This window comes from Virgibacillus profundi (genome assembly GCF_002287375.1).
In the GTDB taxonomy this organism is placed as follows: Bacteria; Bacillota; Bacilli; order Bacillales; family Amphibacillaceae; genus Virgibacillus_K; species Virgibacillus_K profundi.
In genome coordinates this window covers 128,466-144,297 of record NZ_NPOA01000007.1, presented here as the reverse complement: position 1 = coordinate 144,297, position 15,832 = coordinate 128,466, and the positions used below count along the sequence as shown (strand labels likewise).

The following is a 15,832-nucleotide window of genomic DNA, read 5'->3' as shown; positions in this document are numbered from 1 at the left end:
CTGATGCATTACTAATGCATCAGCTGCACACCTGGTATGGGTAGGAAAAAATTCGTTGAAATAAATAAAAATAAAACGATATCTATGCTTTATCTTATTCCATATCAACGTTATAATTAGTATTTGTAAACTATCGGGTACTATGTTTAGCAAATATTGATAATCGAAGAAGCTTTTATAATGGAGGGGAAAAGATGGATAATACGATCGCAATATTTTTAACAATAAATCGTCACTATTCATTAGAAATAATTAAAGAACATTTAACACTGAATGAGGGTAATAATGAGAAGGTCTAGATGGCTATTTTGGAGCTTTTGGGTAATTATCATTCTAATCCTCTCCTGTTTTACTTATGGGGTGTTTTTGTATAATGATTTAGCATCTGCTAAAACAGCAGGATATGATGAAACCAAAAAACAAATCCTGGAAAACACTTCAATTACAAACATTGATAAAATTGAGCAATTTAATGGTGCTGCATCCTATCACGTCATTTTTGGAGAAAATAAAGATGATGAAAAAAAACTTATATTTTATCCATTAAAAGGCAATGAAAAGGATCTAACCACTATTGACCAACATGAAATAATGCCTAAAAAAGAAGTGCTTGGTCAGTGGAATGAGCAATGCAAGGATTGTAATTTAGTAAATATTGTACCAGCACTGGTAGATGAAAAAGTGCTTTGGGAAGTTACGTATGAAAATAATTCGAATCAATATATTATCGATTATTTAGATATTCATGATGGAACACGGTATGAACAATACCGTTTTAACAGAACTTTTAAATAGAAGGGTGATTTGACAGTGGAATTAGCAAAAAGGGTAAAAACATTAACTCCGTCCTCAACATTGGCAATTTCAGCCAAAGCCAAAGAATTAAAGCAGCAAGGTCACGATGTCATCGGTTTGGGTGTAGGTGAACCAGATTTTAACACGCCGGGCTATATTCTCAATGCTGCAAATAATGCAATGCAAAATGGCATGACAAAATATACACCTTCAGGTGGTATCCTGGAGCTAAAACAAGCTATCTCTAACAAGCTTACCAAGGATAATGGACTGGAATATAAAAATGATCAAATAATCGTTACAACAGGTGCTAAACATGCTTTATACACTTTGTTTCAAGTATTGTTAAACAATAACGATGAAGTAATCGTTCCTGCTCCTTATTGGGTGAGCTATCCTGAACAAATAAAATTAGCTGGGGGCAGCCCGGTTTATGTTAATGCCCTGGAAGAAAATGAATTTAAATTAACACCAGCTGAACTGGAAGCTTCCATAACAAGTAAAACAAAAGCTGTTATTATCAATTCACCAAGCAATCCAACAGGTATGATGTATAATAAAGAAGAGCTTGAAAAACTTGGGGAAGTCTGCTTAAAACATAATATATTAATCGTTTCGGATGAAATTTATGAAAAACTAATCTATACAAATGATGAGCATGTCTCTATTGCCTCATTATCCAAGGAATTAAAAGAACAAACAATTGTTATAAATGGTCTTTCCAAGTCACATGCCATGACAGGCTGGAGAATTGGATATGCTGCAGGGCCAAAATCAATTATAAAAGCAATGACAAACCTTGCGTCACATTCGACATCGAATCCAACTTCAATATCACAATACGCAGCATTGGCAGCTTACGAGACTGAAAATGATTCTATGGAAGAAATGAAAGAAGCATTCAATGAAAGACTTAATAGGTTTTACGACCTGATTAATGAGATTCCGGGAATATCATGTGTTAAACCCAAAGGTGCTTTTTATTTATTTCCAAATGTTCAAAAAGCAGCTGCCGATAATGGTTATTCCAATGTAGATGACTGGGTTACTGCATTACTTGAAGAAGAAAAGGTTGCATTAATACCTGGGTCCGGATTCGGTGCCCCAAATAATGTACGCTTATCTTATGCAACATCCATTGAGATACTGGAAGAAGCAGCAAAACGAATCAAACGATTTGTACTGAATCATCAATCTTAACGTTTATGGAGGTAATTTTTTGAAAACAACAATTGCACTTACACCAGAACATTTAGAAAAGACAGTGACTATAGGAGCATGGTTATCAAATAAACGATCAAGTGGAAAAATAGCTTTCTTACAATTGCGTGACGGAACCGGATTTATTCAAGGTGTCGTTGTTAAAAATGATGTTAGTGAAGAAACATTTCAGCTTGCAAAAAATCTGACTCAGGAATCATCCATGTACATAACAGGGAAGGTCGTAGAGGATACCAGGTCAGCATTTGGTTACGAACTCCAGGTTAGTAATATTGAATTAATCCATGAAGCAGTAGATTATCCAATAACACCGAAAGAGCATGGAACTGAATTCCTAATGGATCATCGTCATTTATGGCTTCGTTCAAAGAAACAGCATGCTGTAATGAAAATACGTAATGAAATTATCCGATCAACCTATCAATTTTTTAATGATGGTGGCTATGTAAAAATTGATCCACCCATATTGACTGGTTCATCTGCAGAAGGTACAACTGAACTATTTCATACAAAATATTTCGATGAAGAAGCATATTTGTCCCAGAGTGGTCAGCTTTATATGGAAGCCGCTGCAATGGCATTCGGAAAAGTGTTTTCATTCGGGCCAACATTTCGTGCGGAAAAGTCAAAAACCCGCAGACACTTAATTGAATTTTGGATGATTGAACCTGAAATGGCCTTTGTGGATCATGAAGAAAGCTTGGAAATACAAGAACAATATGTAAGCTTTATTGCAGAGTCTGTATTGGAAAACTGTAAATTGGAATTAGATGTACTGGAGCGTGATACATCCAGTTTAGAAAAGATCAAAGCACCATTTCCGAGAATTTCCTATGATGATGCGATTAAATTATTGAAGGAAAAAGGATTTGATGACATTGAATGGGGGGATGATTTTGGTGCCCCACATGAAACAGCAATTGCTGATAACTTTGACAAACCAGTGTTTATTACGAATTATCCTGCTGAAATCAAAGCCTTTTACATGAAACCGGCCCCTGGCAGATCAGATGTTGTACTATGTGCTGACCTAATTGCTCCTGAAGGTTATGGTGAAATTATTGGTGGTTCACAGCGAATTGATGATTTAGAATTAATGAAAGAACGTTATGAACAGCATGATTTAAATGATCCTGCTTATAAATGGTATTTAGAGCTTCGTCAATATGGAAGTGTTCCACATTCCGGATTTGGCCTGGGGCTTGAAAGAACGGTAGCATGGCTATCCGGAGTAGATCATGTAAGGGAAACCATTCCATTTCCAAGATTATTAAATCGATTGTATCCATAAGTAATTTAAAAATCCCTTGCATATTGGAGCAAGGGATTTTAAATTATAATTATCAGCTTCATGCTATACTGAAACCTGAGGTGCATATATATGACAAAATCTATTCCAATCCAACAAATATTATTAGACCAAATACAAATTCCGACTAAATTGCTATCTTCCTATACAACGCTTGGTCTAAATGAAAAAGAGCTGACGGTTATTTTACAATTACACCGATTCCTCCAGGAAAAAAATGATTTTCCAACACCATTTGAAATAGCCAGCCACTTAACAATTGATGAGAAAGAATGTGCAAATATATTACGTAAGCTCATCCAGAAAAATGTATTGGAAATCGAACAAAAGGAAAATGACCAAAAACAAAGAAGTGAAGCTTATTGTCTAAATCCACTTTGGGAAAAAATTTATGCTACTGCAAAACCCGAAGTAGAACAAACCGATGGTACAATCTTTATTTTGTTTGAACAGGAATTTGGAAGGCCGTTGTCACCATTTGAAATTGAAACCATTAATGCATGGCTGGATGACGATGAAATAGCTCCATCACTCATCAAAGCAGGACTTAGGGAATCCGTCCTAATGGGAAAACTAAATTTTAAATATATTGATCGAATACTTAGAGACTGGATGAAAAAGGGTATAAAAACCGTAGATCAAGCCCGAAACGCAAGCAGGAATTTCCATAATAACCAGTCTGTAAAACAGGAAACTACTAAAAAAAGAGATACATCATTTTATTATAATTGGTTAGAAGGGGAAGACTAGTTATGCTTAATAAAAAACAAATAAGATTTTGCTTAGATGAAATGAAAAAAATGTTTCCAGATGCCGAATGTGAATTAAATCATAAAAATCCATTTGAATTAGTAATTGCTGTATTGCTTTCAGCACAATGTACGGATGTACTTGTTAATAAAGTTACGAAAGAGCTATTTAAAAAATACGAAACTCCTTCCGATTATTTGTCAGTCACGCTGGAAGAACTGCAGCAGGATATAAAATCCATCGGACTATACAGAAATAAAGCTAAACATATTCGAAAACTATGTCAGTCATTACTTGATGATTATAATGGGGACGTACCAGAAACAAAAACTGAATTAATGAAGCTTGCAGGTGTTGGAAGAAAGACGGCAAATGTCGTTGCTTCCGTTGCATTTAAAGAACCAGCAATTGCTGTTGATACACATGTAGAAAGGGTTTCCAAGCGATTAGCCATTTGCAGATGGAAGGATTCTGTAACAGAAGTAGAAGAGACACTAATGCGCAAGGTTCCGAAGGATGAGTGGAGTGATACACATCATCTTATGATTTTTTTTGGTCGGTATCATTGCAAGGCGAGAAATCCGAATTGTCCAGAATGCCCATTATTGGATATTTGCAGGGAAGGGCAGAAGCGGATGAAAAAAGAAAAGATATTACTCCAAAAATAGTAAAAGAGGTAACCACAATTTGCGGTTACCTCTTTGTATTTACTCTTGTCCTTGTTCTTCCTCATTAGGATTTTCACTGCCACCTTCGTTACCTTCCTGATCACTCTCGGGAGCTTCAGGAACTGTAACTTCAGTACTCTGAGGTTGTCCTCGAACACCCTCATTAGCCCCATTTTGTCCAATCGGCGTAACATTTATCGTATACACTTGGCCAGGGGAAGCACCACTTATTTCGATTCCATTGGATTGAACGGTTTGTGTTTGCCCATTCACGGATACTTCGAATGTTGCAGGGGGCCCATTATAGCCCCAGGAAACATCGATAATAGATCTATCCGCTACATATTGTGCACTTAAGCCGCTGACTGGAGGGATATTTCCTCCATTGTTATCCTCTTCATTTTCTTCCGATTCTTCCTCATTCTCTTCCTCTTCTTCTTCCTCATCTTCACCAGGAACCGTTACATTTGTAGTTTTTGGTTCACTTTGCATGGATCTGTTACTTGCAATAACCTGAATTTCATATGCTGCTCCAGGCTCTACTTCGGTAATTTCCATCGAAGTATCTTCAGTGGAAGATAGATCTTGCATTTGACCACCATTTACACTCGCACTAACATTAAATGAAATATCTTCATCAGAATCATAATTCCATTCTATATCAATTGAATTCGAATCTTCATTATAGTTAGCCTCAAGTCCATCTACAGGATCCAATTCATCATATTTTTCAGATGTCTTCGTTGGTTCTGTTCCTTTTACAAACAGTTCTGTGATAGTCTCTGATGATGGTGTATATTCACTGGGTAATGCAGCAGGATTTGATCCTTTCTCGACCCTAACTTCCACAACTGAGCTCGGTTTTTTAAAGTCTGCTGTTTCGATTTCCTTGGATATTTCTGTCATTGTATTACTAAATAAATATTGGGGTACGGTAGTTCCACCATCTGGAATTGGTGCTCTATTACCATCCTCATCCGTGTATCCACCAACCCATGCTGAAATCGTATAATTCGTTGTATATCCTGCAAACCATGAATCAGGGCTTCCCGAAACATCTTTTAAATTGGTAGTTCCTGTTTTTCCGGCAACATGTAGCCCAGGAACATTTGCCGCAGTTGCAAAACCATCTGTAATTGCTGATTTGAGCATGTCTGTTATCATATATGCCGTATAATCAGACATGGCTGCCTCTGGTTCAGGTTTTAACTCAACTGTCCGTCCATCTTCAAATTCAACCTTTGTAACTGCATATGGTTCGTTATAAATACCTTCATTACCAAATGCTCGATAGGATCCTGCTAATTGCAGTGGGGTAACCTGGGTTTGTGTACCTCCAATTGCATCACCAATTGAAATCGTGTCATCAGCAAAATGATAGCCCAATCCTTCAGCAAATTCCTTTGCTTTCCCTGTTCCTGTCGCTTCTAATGTTTTAAGTGCAGGAACGTTTAATGACTGTACTAATGCGTGTCTTGCAGTCATCCAACCACTATATTTACGATTCCAGTTTCTGAATGTGTGTTCACCAACTTCATATGGTTTATCATCATTAATCTGGTGATAGGTAGAAATTTTATTATATTCAATCGCCGGGCCATAGGCTACAATTGGCTTTGCTGTGGAGCCAGCCTGTGTTTTACCATTAATAGCATAATTAAACTCCCTATTTCCCGTACTATTCCTTCTTCCACCAACTGCTCTGATTGCACCATTTTCTGTATCTAGAACAACCATGGCTGCCTGCATTTCTTCATCAGGATAGTTGATCGGATTCTCGTCACTATCTGTTAGTAAAAATTCAACATGCTCTTGAACATTCGTATCTAATGTTGTATAAATTTTTAATCCATCTGTATAAATATCAGCACCATCAACTTTTTCTTTGACCTCTTTATGAACTTGTTGTATAAAGCCTTCATATGGTGTTGAATCAGGACGTGATTCTTCTAATAAGCCGGCAATATCAACTGATCTTGCTTCATTAGCTTGTTCCTCTGTAATTTTATCGTGTCTAACCATTAATGATAAAACCGTATCCATCCGACCTTTTGTCAGGTCCGGATTTTCAAAAGGGTTGTAGGCTGTTGGGCGCTGTGGTAATCCAGCCAAAATAGCTGCTTCTGTCAGCGTTAGATCATTTAAATCCGTTTTTCCAAAATAATTCTCTGCTGCTTTTGCTACACCATAGGCACCTGCACTATAAAATATTTTATTTAAATACATTTCCAGTATTTGTTCTTTTGAATAATCCTGCTCCAGCTTCAGAGCCAGCCACTGTTCCTGTACTTTTATTTTAAGTTCTTTTTCATGTGATAAAAATGATTTTTCTACTACTTGCTGGGTAATTGTACTGGCACCTTCAGAACCAAAACCGTTCTTTATATTACCTATAATCGCTCCACCTATCCGTCTTAAGTCAATTCCGGAATGCTCAAAGAAACGTGCATCTTCTGTAGCAATAACCGCATCAATTAAGACCTGAGGCAAATCATCATACTCTATCTTTTTTCGTTTTTCAGAACCTAAAACAGCGAATTCATTTCCATCCTGGTCATATAGAGAGGATGAAAAAGGGTCGGAAAGCTTTGATGCATCTATCTCAGGGGCTGTAACGACCCAATAAGTTCCCACTGCTCCAACACCAATTCCGGCTACAATAAAAATAATAAATACTGTTAAAAGTATTTTCTTCCAAATAGGTTTCTTCTTAGACTTCTTTTGTTTTCTTCTTGCTGTGCGAGATTGGCTATTATCTGCCATAGCACGATACCTCCGTCTCTAAAAGTAAAGCTTATCGATAATTTTTAAATAATCAATTCTAGCCTGATATTGAAAAGGAATGAGATATTCCTCATCTTTTATCTTTTTATACGCTATTGATTTTTTTCCACCATTTAATTTGTCGTACCAGTGTGTAAAAAGTTTCTCTGCAGGCATAAAAAATGTTTCATCATATACAGCGAAACGGATGATCAAAAAACTTATTCCTCCATGTTTAACGATTGCTTCCATATGCCGGATTTGATGGTCATGTATATTTGCCAATGGGAATAATGTTTTATTTTTAGTTTCCTTTGCTTCAAAATCAATATAACTATTACGGTACAGTCCGTTATAATCAGTTGTAGAAGCCTGTTTAAAATAAGCTTCCGTAATAACAGCAGCACTTCTTCTAGGATAATTCACCTTCACTATTTGTACTGGTGTTGGTTTTTTATGAATAATTGCTTTATCTGTATCCAGATAGTACTGATTCGTTGTATTTATATCTTCCTCTAATGACATGCCACGATTGCTAAAAATTTTATTCGTCTTTGCTGCCATTCCACTCGAGCCAGTCTCTTTCTTTTTCCCATTTGGATAATTCATCATATCCCTCCCAGCATATTACAGTATCATATCAAATAAATGCTGAATCGAAAACTAAAATAGTATAAAACATCGCTTGTGTGCAGATAGCTAATTAATAATAGAATGAATGAAAGCAGGGCGGCTCATGTGTAAAGTACTGGAACAAGACAGTATACATTATATAACAAAAGCGACACAAGCACATAATATGGATAATATTTCGAGAACGAATGCCTATCAGAAATTCTACCTTGATTATCCGGAAATTAAATGGGCATTTGTTGCCAGTCTTGTTTCAAGAAATGCCGGTTGGAATATGACCGATCTGCACTTGGCACCATATAAAAACATTCTCGGCAGCAGAGAGAGAAACAGGTTATTTATGACATATGAACGAGCAAATTGGTTAATCTTTTCAGATGCATATCCACAGTTACTCATCTACAAAATGTCAAGTAAGCAAAGTAAACCATTATTTCATTTATTAAAATTCTTTAATGTATCCTTATTTATCATAAGAGAATGGCATTATTTCTGGAAAACAAAGAATAAAGAAAGACTCATGACTGCACTCATCATAAACGAACAAAATATTATTCAGAATTCTGTTATAAAACAATCTTTCTTTGAGTTTAATGTATTTCGAAAACTTCCATACCTGATGCAGAATTTCATAAATATGAATGCTGTCATCATCCCTACACGAGACGATAGATTGTACGGATCTTTTGTACATAATTTCACAAATGTGACAAATCGAATTACACTTGGTAAAAACATCGCTACTATAATTTATACCCCGAATATATATCAGAAAACATTGGATTTTGCAATAAAAGTAGAACATACAGGATCAAGACGGGATTATGAACGATTTTTAAAGGGAAAATTCCCACCATCTCCACTTTTACGTTCTGTCTACCCAGTAATTCAGCATCAGGATATAGTTCGAAATGATTGGTACAGATTGGGGGGTATAAAAAAGAAATGGCAGCAAAATAAACTAACTTTAAAAGAAATAGAAATAAAGAATTCTTTCTATAGGAAGCGAAAAATGTTATATGCATATTATCATTTTAGGAATGTATTTATGTAAAAGGATTTGCTACGTTCTAGCAAATCCTTATCTTTTTATCCTAATAGTGGATGTTCTACTAGTTAAGTTGATGGACGATTTGGACCATTTAATTTTTTATCACCAGTTTTTAATGATTTACTTTTAATTGTTTCTACTTTCTTCTCATGCTTCTTTTTATGATTCATAGTAAAACCTCCTTTATTATTAGTGTGTCTAACTTCACTAAAAAAATAAGTAATACCACTTGTTTTGTATCATTTCTTCTAGTTTTGTCGAACAGGAAGGATAGTCATCAATCTTCTCGAATAGTGTTATTAAATCAAAAAGAATGAGGGTGAGGATAATGGCATTAGCGGCAAAAAAATTAAATCATTCCAGTGGTGGGGTGGATAAAAAAAACTTTGAAGATTCTCTTCAGCGAATATCCGACCAGGTACGCTGGATTGATCAAAAGTTAACAATGAAAATTGATAATGAAGTATGGCAGAACTTTCAAGACCATCAAAATGAAATTAGATACACAAAATCAATCATCAAAAATGTGCCATTCATAGCTAAAAGTGATAAAGTAAAGTAGAAGTAGAATTTCTTTAGTTATAAAAGGCGGTTTTTTCAGATGGATTTAAAAAGTAAAACAAAACAATTAAAACAGCATCTCAACAATTTAAAGGAGATTTATGAAAGTAATAATCCTCCCAAAGATAGAAAAGATAAACAGTTTTTTCGAATGGTGAAAGAAGAGACATCACCTATTTATCAACTACTGGGTTTATGGGAAGAAGCTGTGCTTGAAGTTGTTAAGGAAAGAAAAGTAAATTTACATCCGCAACAGGTTACTTCAACAAGAGAGAACATGGAGTTGTTATTAATGCATAGCTATTATATTGATGTAAAGCGTAAACGTTATATGGAGCTAAATAATTCCATTCATTATATTTTTGATCAATTACTCAGAGAGTTATAGTGAAAACGCTTTACAAAAGAGGGGAAATCTCTTATAATAACGTTCCACATCTGTGAAGGGGGAAACGTTTTGACAAAAGATAATTTAATTAATGAAGCAATTAAAATAAGAGATAAAGCATATGTACCATATTCAAAATTCCCTGTAGGAGCTGCTTTATTAACAGAATCCGGAAAAATATATACGGGCTGTAATATTGAAAATGCAGCATATCCAGTTACTTGCTGTGCTGAAAGGGTTGCAATTTTCAAAGCGATTGCTGATGGAGAAACTAAGTTTTCAGAAATGGCTGTCGCTGCAGATACGAAAAGACCTGTACCACCTTGTGGATCATGTCGTCAGGTTATGAGTGAATTCTTTCAAAGTGATATGACTATTCATCTCACTAATTTAAAGCTGGACATCAAAACTATTTCAATGGAAAATTTGCTACCATTCTCTTTTCAGCCGGAAGATATGCTTGAAAAATAAATAATTTAAATTATAATCATAGATAGGGCAAACAAAAAGGAAGCTGTTTTTTTCAGTTTCCTTTTTTAAATGGTATAATAGTTATAAAGTAGAATAGACATTAAATTGTGAAATCAGAAATAAAATTAAAATTGACATGATGTACATTATTTGAAAAAATAGTCGTGTAAAAATTACGAGGTGATAAAATGAGTTTAAGTCGTGTTCAGCTAAGTGGAAAAGACATTTTGGAAAAAGAATTTAAAACAGCGATGCGTGGTTACAACCAGGAAGAAGTGGATGAGTTTCTGGATTCGATCATTAAGGATTATGATGCATTTAATCAGGAAATCAGCAGATTACAGCAAGAAAACGAAAATTTAAAGAAAAAAAATTCAGTAGAACAAACCAGAACAAGATCACCACAACCAAATACACAGGTTAATTATGATGTCCTAAAACGACTGTCTAATCTGGAAAAGGCAGTCTTTGGTAAGAAATATGCTAATACTGAAAGCTAATTCGAGCTTTAAATATTTTACTGGCTTGCCATTTTATTCTTGTTGAAGGATAGCCATATTTGTGCTATTATTAATAGCAGTTTAAAGTTAAATACTCAGGTAATCGCTGTATGTAAAATACAGAGGAAAGTCCATGCTCACACAAACTGAGATGTTTGTAGTGTTCGTGCTTGACGAAATCATAAGTCAAGGTAGCTTACCAAGCTAACGGCAGGAAATATTTCTAAGTCTTTTGATATGAAATAGAACCCTTGAAAGTGCCACAGTGACGTAGTCGGGATGGAAACATTTCGGGTGGAACGAGGTAAACCCCATGAGTGAGCAACCCAAACAATGGTAGGGGCATCCTTTAGTAGGGAATTCAACCGAACAAGGGACAAGTATATACTTGTAGATAGATGATTACGACCAACGTACGAGGCTGACCACCGTTTTCAGTACTATGGAACAGAACATGGCTTATCGAGTATTTAATGGTCTATACTGTACGTATACAAACCTTTCTGATAGCATTTTCGCTATTGGAAAGGTTTTTTCTGTTTAAACAACTATTAATTGTGAGTACACTTAAGTTAAATTTGGGTTAATACAATGGGTATGTTTTCATTTTTAGGAATAGGTTATGATAAAATAAAACTAATTTAATTTTGAATTGTGAGGTAAGGTACATATGAAGAATGTAACACTAATCGCAACAGCTGCAATGGGACTTGAATCAGTTGTTGCCAACGAAGTAAAACAATTGGGATATGAGGTAAACGTAGAAAATGGGAAGGTGATCTTTGAAGCTCCTGTCTCGGCTATTCCCCGTTGTAATTTATGGCTTCGCTCAGCAGATCGCATAAGGTTACTTGTAGGCAGATTTAATACAACATCCTTTGACGAATTGTTTGAGTCAACAAAAGCGTTACCATGGGAAGAATTTATTTCAGAAGAAGGGAAATTTCCTGTTAGCGGTAAATCAGTCAATTCCAAATTGTACAGTGTTCCTGATTGCCAGGCAATTGTCAAAAAGGCTATTGCCGAGCGACTGAAGCTTAAATATGGCTTGGCAACGAAAATGCCGGAAACAGGTGCTGATTATAAAGTAGAAGTTTCTCTATTGAAAGACATAGCGACACTAACAATCGACACATCCGGAGCGGGCCTGCACAAACGGGGTTACCGGATTGGTCAAGGTGAGGCACCTCTTAAGGAAACGATGGCAGCTGCACTCGTTATGCTAACAAACTGGAAACCTGAATATCCATTAATTGATCCTTTTTGCGGTTCGGGAACAATCGCAATTGAAGCTGCCTTAATCGGACAAAATATTGCTCCGGGTTTTAATAGGGAATTCGCTTCTGAAAATTGGGATTTTATAAAAAGTAAACTTTGGGAAGAAGCTTTTCAGGAAGCAGAGGATAAAGCGAATTATGATCAAAAACTGGAGATAACCGGGTCAGATATTGATCATAGTCTAATAAAAATATCAGGAGAAAATGCAATGGAAGCTGGTTTAGGTGACCTCATCAAATGGAAGCAAATGCAGGTCAAAGATTTATACATCCGAAAAGAAAATGGATATATTATCGGGAACCCGCCATATGGTGAGCGGCTAGGAGATAAAGATAAAGTAGCCGAAATCTACAGGGATTTTGGCAGTGTTATGAAAGACCATCCTTCCTGGAGTGTATATATTTTAACGGCATTTGAAAACTTTGAAAAACAATACGAACAAAAAGCAACCAAAAAAAGAAAATTATTTAATGGGTTCATTCAAACAAATTATTACCAGTATTTCGGCAAAAAACAAAAAGGTGAATAAATTAATGAACAACACTTATTTAATCGAAAAAGATTTCAAAGAATTATTAAAGGAACAAAATTCGTATCGTGAAATTATTTTATTAACGCATTGCGATATGCGTACGAAAATCCCAAATAAGGGAGTGGAGCAGCACTTTTTTAACTACCTTTATAAATAAACCTGACTATAATGATGCATAATACTACTAATAAATATCTTGCAAGAGGTGGTATTATGTCATTCATTAATTCAGTTGGTGTTGGGATTCCCGAACATAATCTATCACAGGATGAGGTAAAGGATTTAGTACAAGAGGTTTTCCCTTTTTCTACGGATCAACTAGCTAAATACCTGCCTGTTTTTGATAATGCAGAGGTGAAAAACAGACAGTTTGTTGTTGATAAGGAATGGTTAAAACAAGATCATTCCTTCAAGGAAAGAAATGATCTTTATCAATCCCACGCCCATGAGCTTACCTGTGAAGCAGTTGACCATTGTTTAACAAACAAAGATTTTTTAACAGAAGATGTGCCATATGAAGCGATTGACATGATTATATTTGTTTCCAGTACAGGTATTGCCACACCATCACTAGATGTCCATCTGGTAAATTCACGCAACTTTAGGGAAGATATCAATCGCATGCCTTTATGGGGACTGGGTTGCGCAGGTGGTGCCATAGGATTATCCAGGGCGTTTGATTGGCTAACTGCCCACCCTAAAAAAACAGCTTTGATTGTCTGCTGTGAGTTATGCAGCTTAACTTTTCAAAAAAGCGATATAAAAAAAAGCAACCTGATCGGCAGTGCTTTATTCGGGGACGGTGTAAGCGCAGTGTTAGCGGTTGGTGTTGATTCTCCATATCTTTCTTTTCGGAAAAGCAACACCCCGAAGATTACTAAAACCAGTTCATTAACGAAAAAAGATAGTACTTCTGTAATGGGCTGGGAGGTTTCGGATAATGGACTGGAAGTGATCTTTTCAAAAAGCATACCGGCACTGGTTCACACATTTTGGGAGATCCACATCCAAACATTTTTAAATAATTTAGATCTTAATGAAAGCATGATTCATTCATTTATTGCCCATCCAGGTGGAAAAAAGGTATTGGAGGCAATGCGGTCAGTATTACAAAGCTCTGACAGCAGTAAGTTTGCCAACTCATATAAAGTTCTTGCAAACCATGGTAATATGTCTTCAGCAACAGTTTTTTATGTGCTTTACGAATCTATGAAGGAAAATACTAATAAAGATGATGTAAGTATTTTATCTGCTTTAGGACCTGGTTTTAGTTCTGAGCTTTTATTGCTGGAGTGGAACTAACGATGCAGTTTTTTATGTGGATTTTACTATGCATTATTATTGCGCAGCGATTAATTGAATTGGTCATTGCTAATAAAAATGAAATCTGGATGAAAGAACAGGGTGGAGTGGAGACAGGGGAGAGACATTATAAATGGTTTATCATTCTTCACAGTTCTTTTTTTGTTGCAATGATTGTAGAGGCTTTAGTTCGTGATGTTACGGACTTAGAGTTAAATTATTTTCTGTTATTCGTTTTTATTATTACACAAATAGGCAGAATTTGGTGTATTGCTACATTAGGTAAATTCTGGAATACAAAGATAATTGTTTTACAGGATTTTCCTTTAGTGAAAAAAGGACCTTATACATACATAAAGCATCCTAATTACATCATTGTAGGTATTGAGCTTTTTACAATACCATTAATATTTGGAGCTATAATAACTGCAATTGTCTTTCCAATCTTGCACATTCTGTTGTTGATGATTAGAATACCAATGGAAGAAAAAGCATTGGCAAAAGCTAATTTTTGATAAGTAAAAGAGGACAAGCCTGCTGCCCTCTTTTACTATTCTTCTGATGTGTTCTAAGATAAAATGCTGCAAATCCAATTACTAATAAAAATACAATTCATCCACCTATACCAAATGTCAGCCAATATTTTTCATATTTGTGTAAATGTATGACTTAACACTCCCCCTAAATTCTTCTGCTCATCTGGTAACAAATAATATAAAAGCTCCAACCCAGGCAATTACAATAAATAACCCTACTAACGATACTGAAATTAATGTACCTTTTAAATTTGGCTCCTTTTCCAGATCAAAATCTGTCCTTTTTTTCTCTTCAGTTAGCAGCTTTTCACCCCTTCTCGAAGGATTGTCAGCTCTTGTTTTTATCATACACAATTAACTAATCTAATTTAGTATTGAAGGGGACGATTCACTATTTGTTCAATAACTCGTATGTCGCTACATTTAAGTGTTTAACTAACTTTTTGGTTAATAAAATTTGTGACTGAAATGTGACTGATTTGTTAATAATTCATGAATAAGGAGAACATACTATCTCTAATAGAAAGTGTTTTTAAACAATTGGAGAGGATTAGGATCATGGCAGTCTGGATATGGTTGTTTATAATTTATATTGGATTTCAAAAATATGTTTCGTTTAAAAGATCAAAGAAAAATGAGCAATGGATGAAAGAAAGGGGAGGGATTGAAAACGTGGGGGGAAGGTATAAATTGTTTTTAGTGTTTTATATACTATTTTACTTCTCCACCTTTTTTGAATTTTTGCTGGCAGGAAAACCTGGTAACGAATTGAATGTATTTTTTTTATTTATGTTTGTTGTTACTCAGTTTGGGAGACTGTGGTGTATACGGTCATTAGGATACTTTTGGAATATGAAAGATATTATAATGCCTGGAGTCTTACTACTTAGGAGAGGGCCGTACAAATATACAAAAAATCCAGAAACAATAGTGACTGTACTTGAAATGTTTATCTTACCTCTACTTATTGGAGCATATATTACTGCCTTTATTTCCCCTCTTCTTTATATGTTGTTATTAAAGATACCACTAAAAGAAATGGCAGTAACGAAAGCTTCTGTCTAAGTAAAAGAA

19 protein-coding genes and 1 other RNA gene are annotated in these 15,832 nt (G+C 35.3%); 16 read left to right on the top strand and 4 right to left on the bottom strand.

Translation table 11 applies throughout. The annotated features are described in order from the left end of the window. Positions 1–360 precede the first annotated feature (360 nt). From CIL05_RS11460 to nth, 5 genes are all read left to right on the top strand, one after another. Positions 361–795 (top strand): cell wall elongation regulator TseB-like domain-containing protein, encoded by a 435-nt coding sequence (locus CIL05_RS11460; RefSeq protein WP_240510180.1) that lies wholly within the window; start codon positions 361–363, stop codon positions 793–795. 15 nt (positions 796–810) lie between these two features. Beyond that, positions 811–1,995, top strand: coding sequence for a pyridoxal phosphate-dependent aminotransferase (locus CIL05_RS11455; RefSeq protein ID WP_095655673.1), 1,185 nt, complete (start codon positions 811–813; stop codon positions 1,993–1,995). 19 nt (positions 1,996–2,014) lie between these two features. Continuing rightward, positions 2,015–3,307: an asparagine--tRNA ligase gene (gene asnS / locus CIL05_RS11450; RefSeq protein ID WP_095655672.1), complete on the top strand. Its 1,293-nt coding sequence runs from the start codon at positions 2,015–2,017 to the stop codon at positions 3,305–3,307. Between the two features lie 90 nt (positions 3,308–3,397). Beyond that, complete coding sequence (locus CIL05_RS11445; RefSeq protein WP_095655671.1) at positions 3,398–4,075, top strand: DnaD domain-containing protein; 678 nt, start codon at positions 3,398–3,400, stop codon at positions 4,073–4,075. A gap of 2 nt (positions 4,076–4,077) precedes the next feature. Next, positions 4,078–4,743: an endonuclease III gene (nth, locus tag CIL05_RS11440; RefSeq protein ID WP_095655670.1), complete on the top strand. Its 666-nt coding sequence runs from the start codon at positions 4,078–4,080 to the stop codon at positions 4,741–4,743. A gap of 39 nt (positions 4,744–4,782) precedes the next feature. On the opposite strand, the gene CIL05_RS11435 is transcribed toward nth, so the two are convergent. Together CIL05_RS11435 and recU are read right to left on the bottom strand one after the other, a co-directional pair. Beyond that, positions 4,783–7,506: a penicillin-binding protein 1A gene (locus tag CIL05_RS11435; protein ID WP_095655669.1), complete on the bottom strand. Its 2,724-nt coding sequence runs from the start codon at positions 7,504–7,506 to the stop codon at positions 4,783–4,785. Positions 7,507–7,524: 18 nt separating this feature from the next. Continuing rightward, a complete protein-coding gene (recU, locus tag CIL05_RS11430; protein ID WP_095655668.1) occupies positions 7,525–8,115 on the bottom strand; it encodes a Holliday junction resolvase RecU in 591 nt (196 codons plus the stop codon). 127 nt (positions 8,116–8,242) lie between these two features. Here recU and CIL05_RS11425 point away from each other — a divergent pair, with 127 nt between their 5' ends. Further along, entirely contained in the window at positions 8,243–9,193 is a 951-nt protein-coding gene (locus CIL05_RS11425; protein ID WP_095655667.1) for a DUF2515 family protein, read from the top strand. Positions 9,194–9,255: 62 nt separating this feature from the next. On the opposite strand, the gene CIL05_RS22415 is transcribed toward CIL05_RS11425, so the two are convergent. Then, complete coding sequence (locus CIL05_RS22415) at positions 9,256–9,360, bottom strand: spore protein (protein WP_206207777.1); 105 nt, start codon at positions 9,358–9,360, stop codon at positions 9,256–9,258. Between the two features lie 158 nt (positions 9,361–9,518). Between CIL05_RS22415 and CIL05_RS11420 the strand changes: the two genes are divergently transcribed. From CIL05_RS11420 to CIL05_RS11385, 9 genes are all read left to right on the top strand, one after another. Next, positions 9,519–9,752: a hypothetical protein gene (locus CIL05_RS11420; RefSeq protein WP_095655666.1), complete on the top strand. Its 234-nt coding sequence runs from the start codon at positions 9,519–9,521 to the stop codon at positions 9,750–9,752. A gap of 39 nt (positions 9,753–9,791) precedes the next feature. Then, positions 9,792–10,139: a DUF1798 family protein gene (locus tag CIL05_RS11415; RefSeq protein ID WP_095655665.1), complete on the top strand. Its 348-nt coding sequence runs from the start codon at positions 9,792–9,794 to the stop codon at positions 10,137–10,139. 69 nt (positions 10,140–10,208) lie between these two features. After that, positions 10,209–10,610 carry a cytidine deaminase gene (locus tag CIL05_RS11410; RefSeq protein ID WP_095655664.1) on the top strand — a complete coding sequence of 134 codons (402 nt, stop codon included), beginning with the start codon at positions 10,209–10,211 and terminating at the stop codon, positions 10,608–10,610. Positions 10,611–10,798: 188 nt separating this feature from the next. Further along, the gene (gene gpsB, locus CIL05_RS11405; RefSeq protein ID WP_095655663.1) at positions 10,799–11,110 is read left to right on the top strand and encodes a cell division regulator GpsB; all 312 of its coding nucleotides are present in this window, start codon (positions 10,799–10,801) and stop codon (positions 11,108–11,110) included. A 91-nt stretch (positions 11,111–11,201) separates the two neighbouring features. Beyond that, positions 11,202–11,577, top strand: an RNA gene (gene rnpB / locus CIL05_RS11400) — RNase P RNA component class B. 203 nt (positions 11,578–11,780) lie between these two features. Then, complete coding sequence (locus CIL05_RS11395) at positions 11,781–12,917, top strand: THUMP domain-containing class I SAM-dependent RNA methyltransferase (RefSeq protein WP_095655662.1); 1,137 nt, start codon at positions 11,781–11,783, stop codon at positions 12,915–12,917. 4 nt (positions 12,918–12,921) lie between these two features. Continuing rightward, on the top strand, positions 12,922–13,077 hold the full coding sequence (locus CIL05_RS22235) for a hypothetical protein (protein WP_165769112.1): 156 nt from the start codon (positions 12,922–12,924) through the stop codon (positions 13,075–13,077). A gap of 11 nt (positions 13,078–13,088) precedes the next feature. Then, positions 13,089–14,222 carry a type III polyketide synthase gene (locus CIL05_RS11390; protein WP_338066933.1) on the top strand — a complete coding sequence of 378 codons (1,134 nt, stop codon included), beginning with the start codon at positions 13,089–13,091 and terminating at the stop codon, positions 14,220–14,222. Positions 14,223–14,224: 2 nt separating this feature from the next. Further along, complete coding sequence (locus tag CIL05_RS11385; protein ID WP_095655660.1) at positions 14,225–14,737, top strand: isoprenylcysteine carboxyl methyltransferase family protein; 513 nt, start codon at positions 14,225–14,227, stop codon at positions 14,735–14,737. A 180-nt stretch (positions 14,738–14,917) separates the two neighbouring features. Here CIL05_RS11385 and CIL05_RS22625 read toward each other — a convergent pair whose 3' ends face one another. Next, positions 14,918–15,106 (bottom strand): cytochrome c oxidase subunit 2A, encoded by a 189-nt coding sequence (locus CIL05_RS22625; RefSeq protein ID WP_095655659.1) that lies wholly within the window; start codon positions 15,104–15,106, stop codon positions 14,918–14,920. A 144-nt stretch (positions 15,107–15,250) separates the two neighbouring features. Here CIL05_RS22625 and CIL05_RS11375 point away from each other — a divergent pair, with 144 nt between their 5' ends. Next, entirely contained in the window at positions 15,251–15,823 is a 573-nt protein-coding gene (locus CIL05_RS11375; protein WP_095655658.1) for an isoprenylcysteine carboxylmethyltransferase family protein, read from the top strand. The last annotated feature ends 9 nt before the right edge of the window (positions 15,824–15,832 follow it).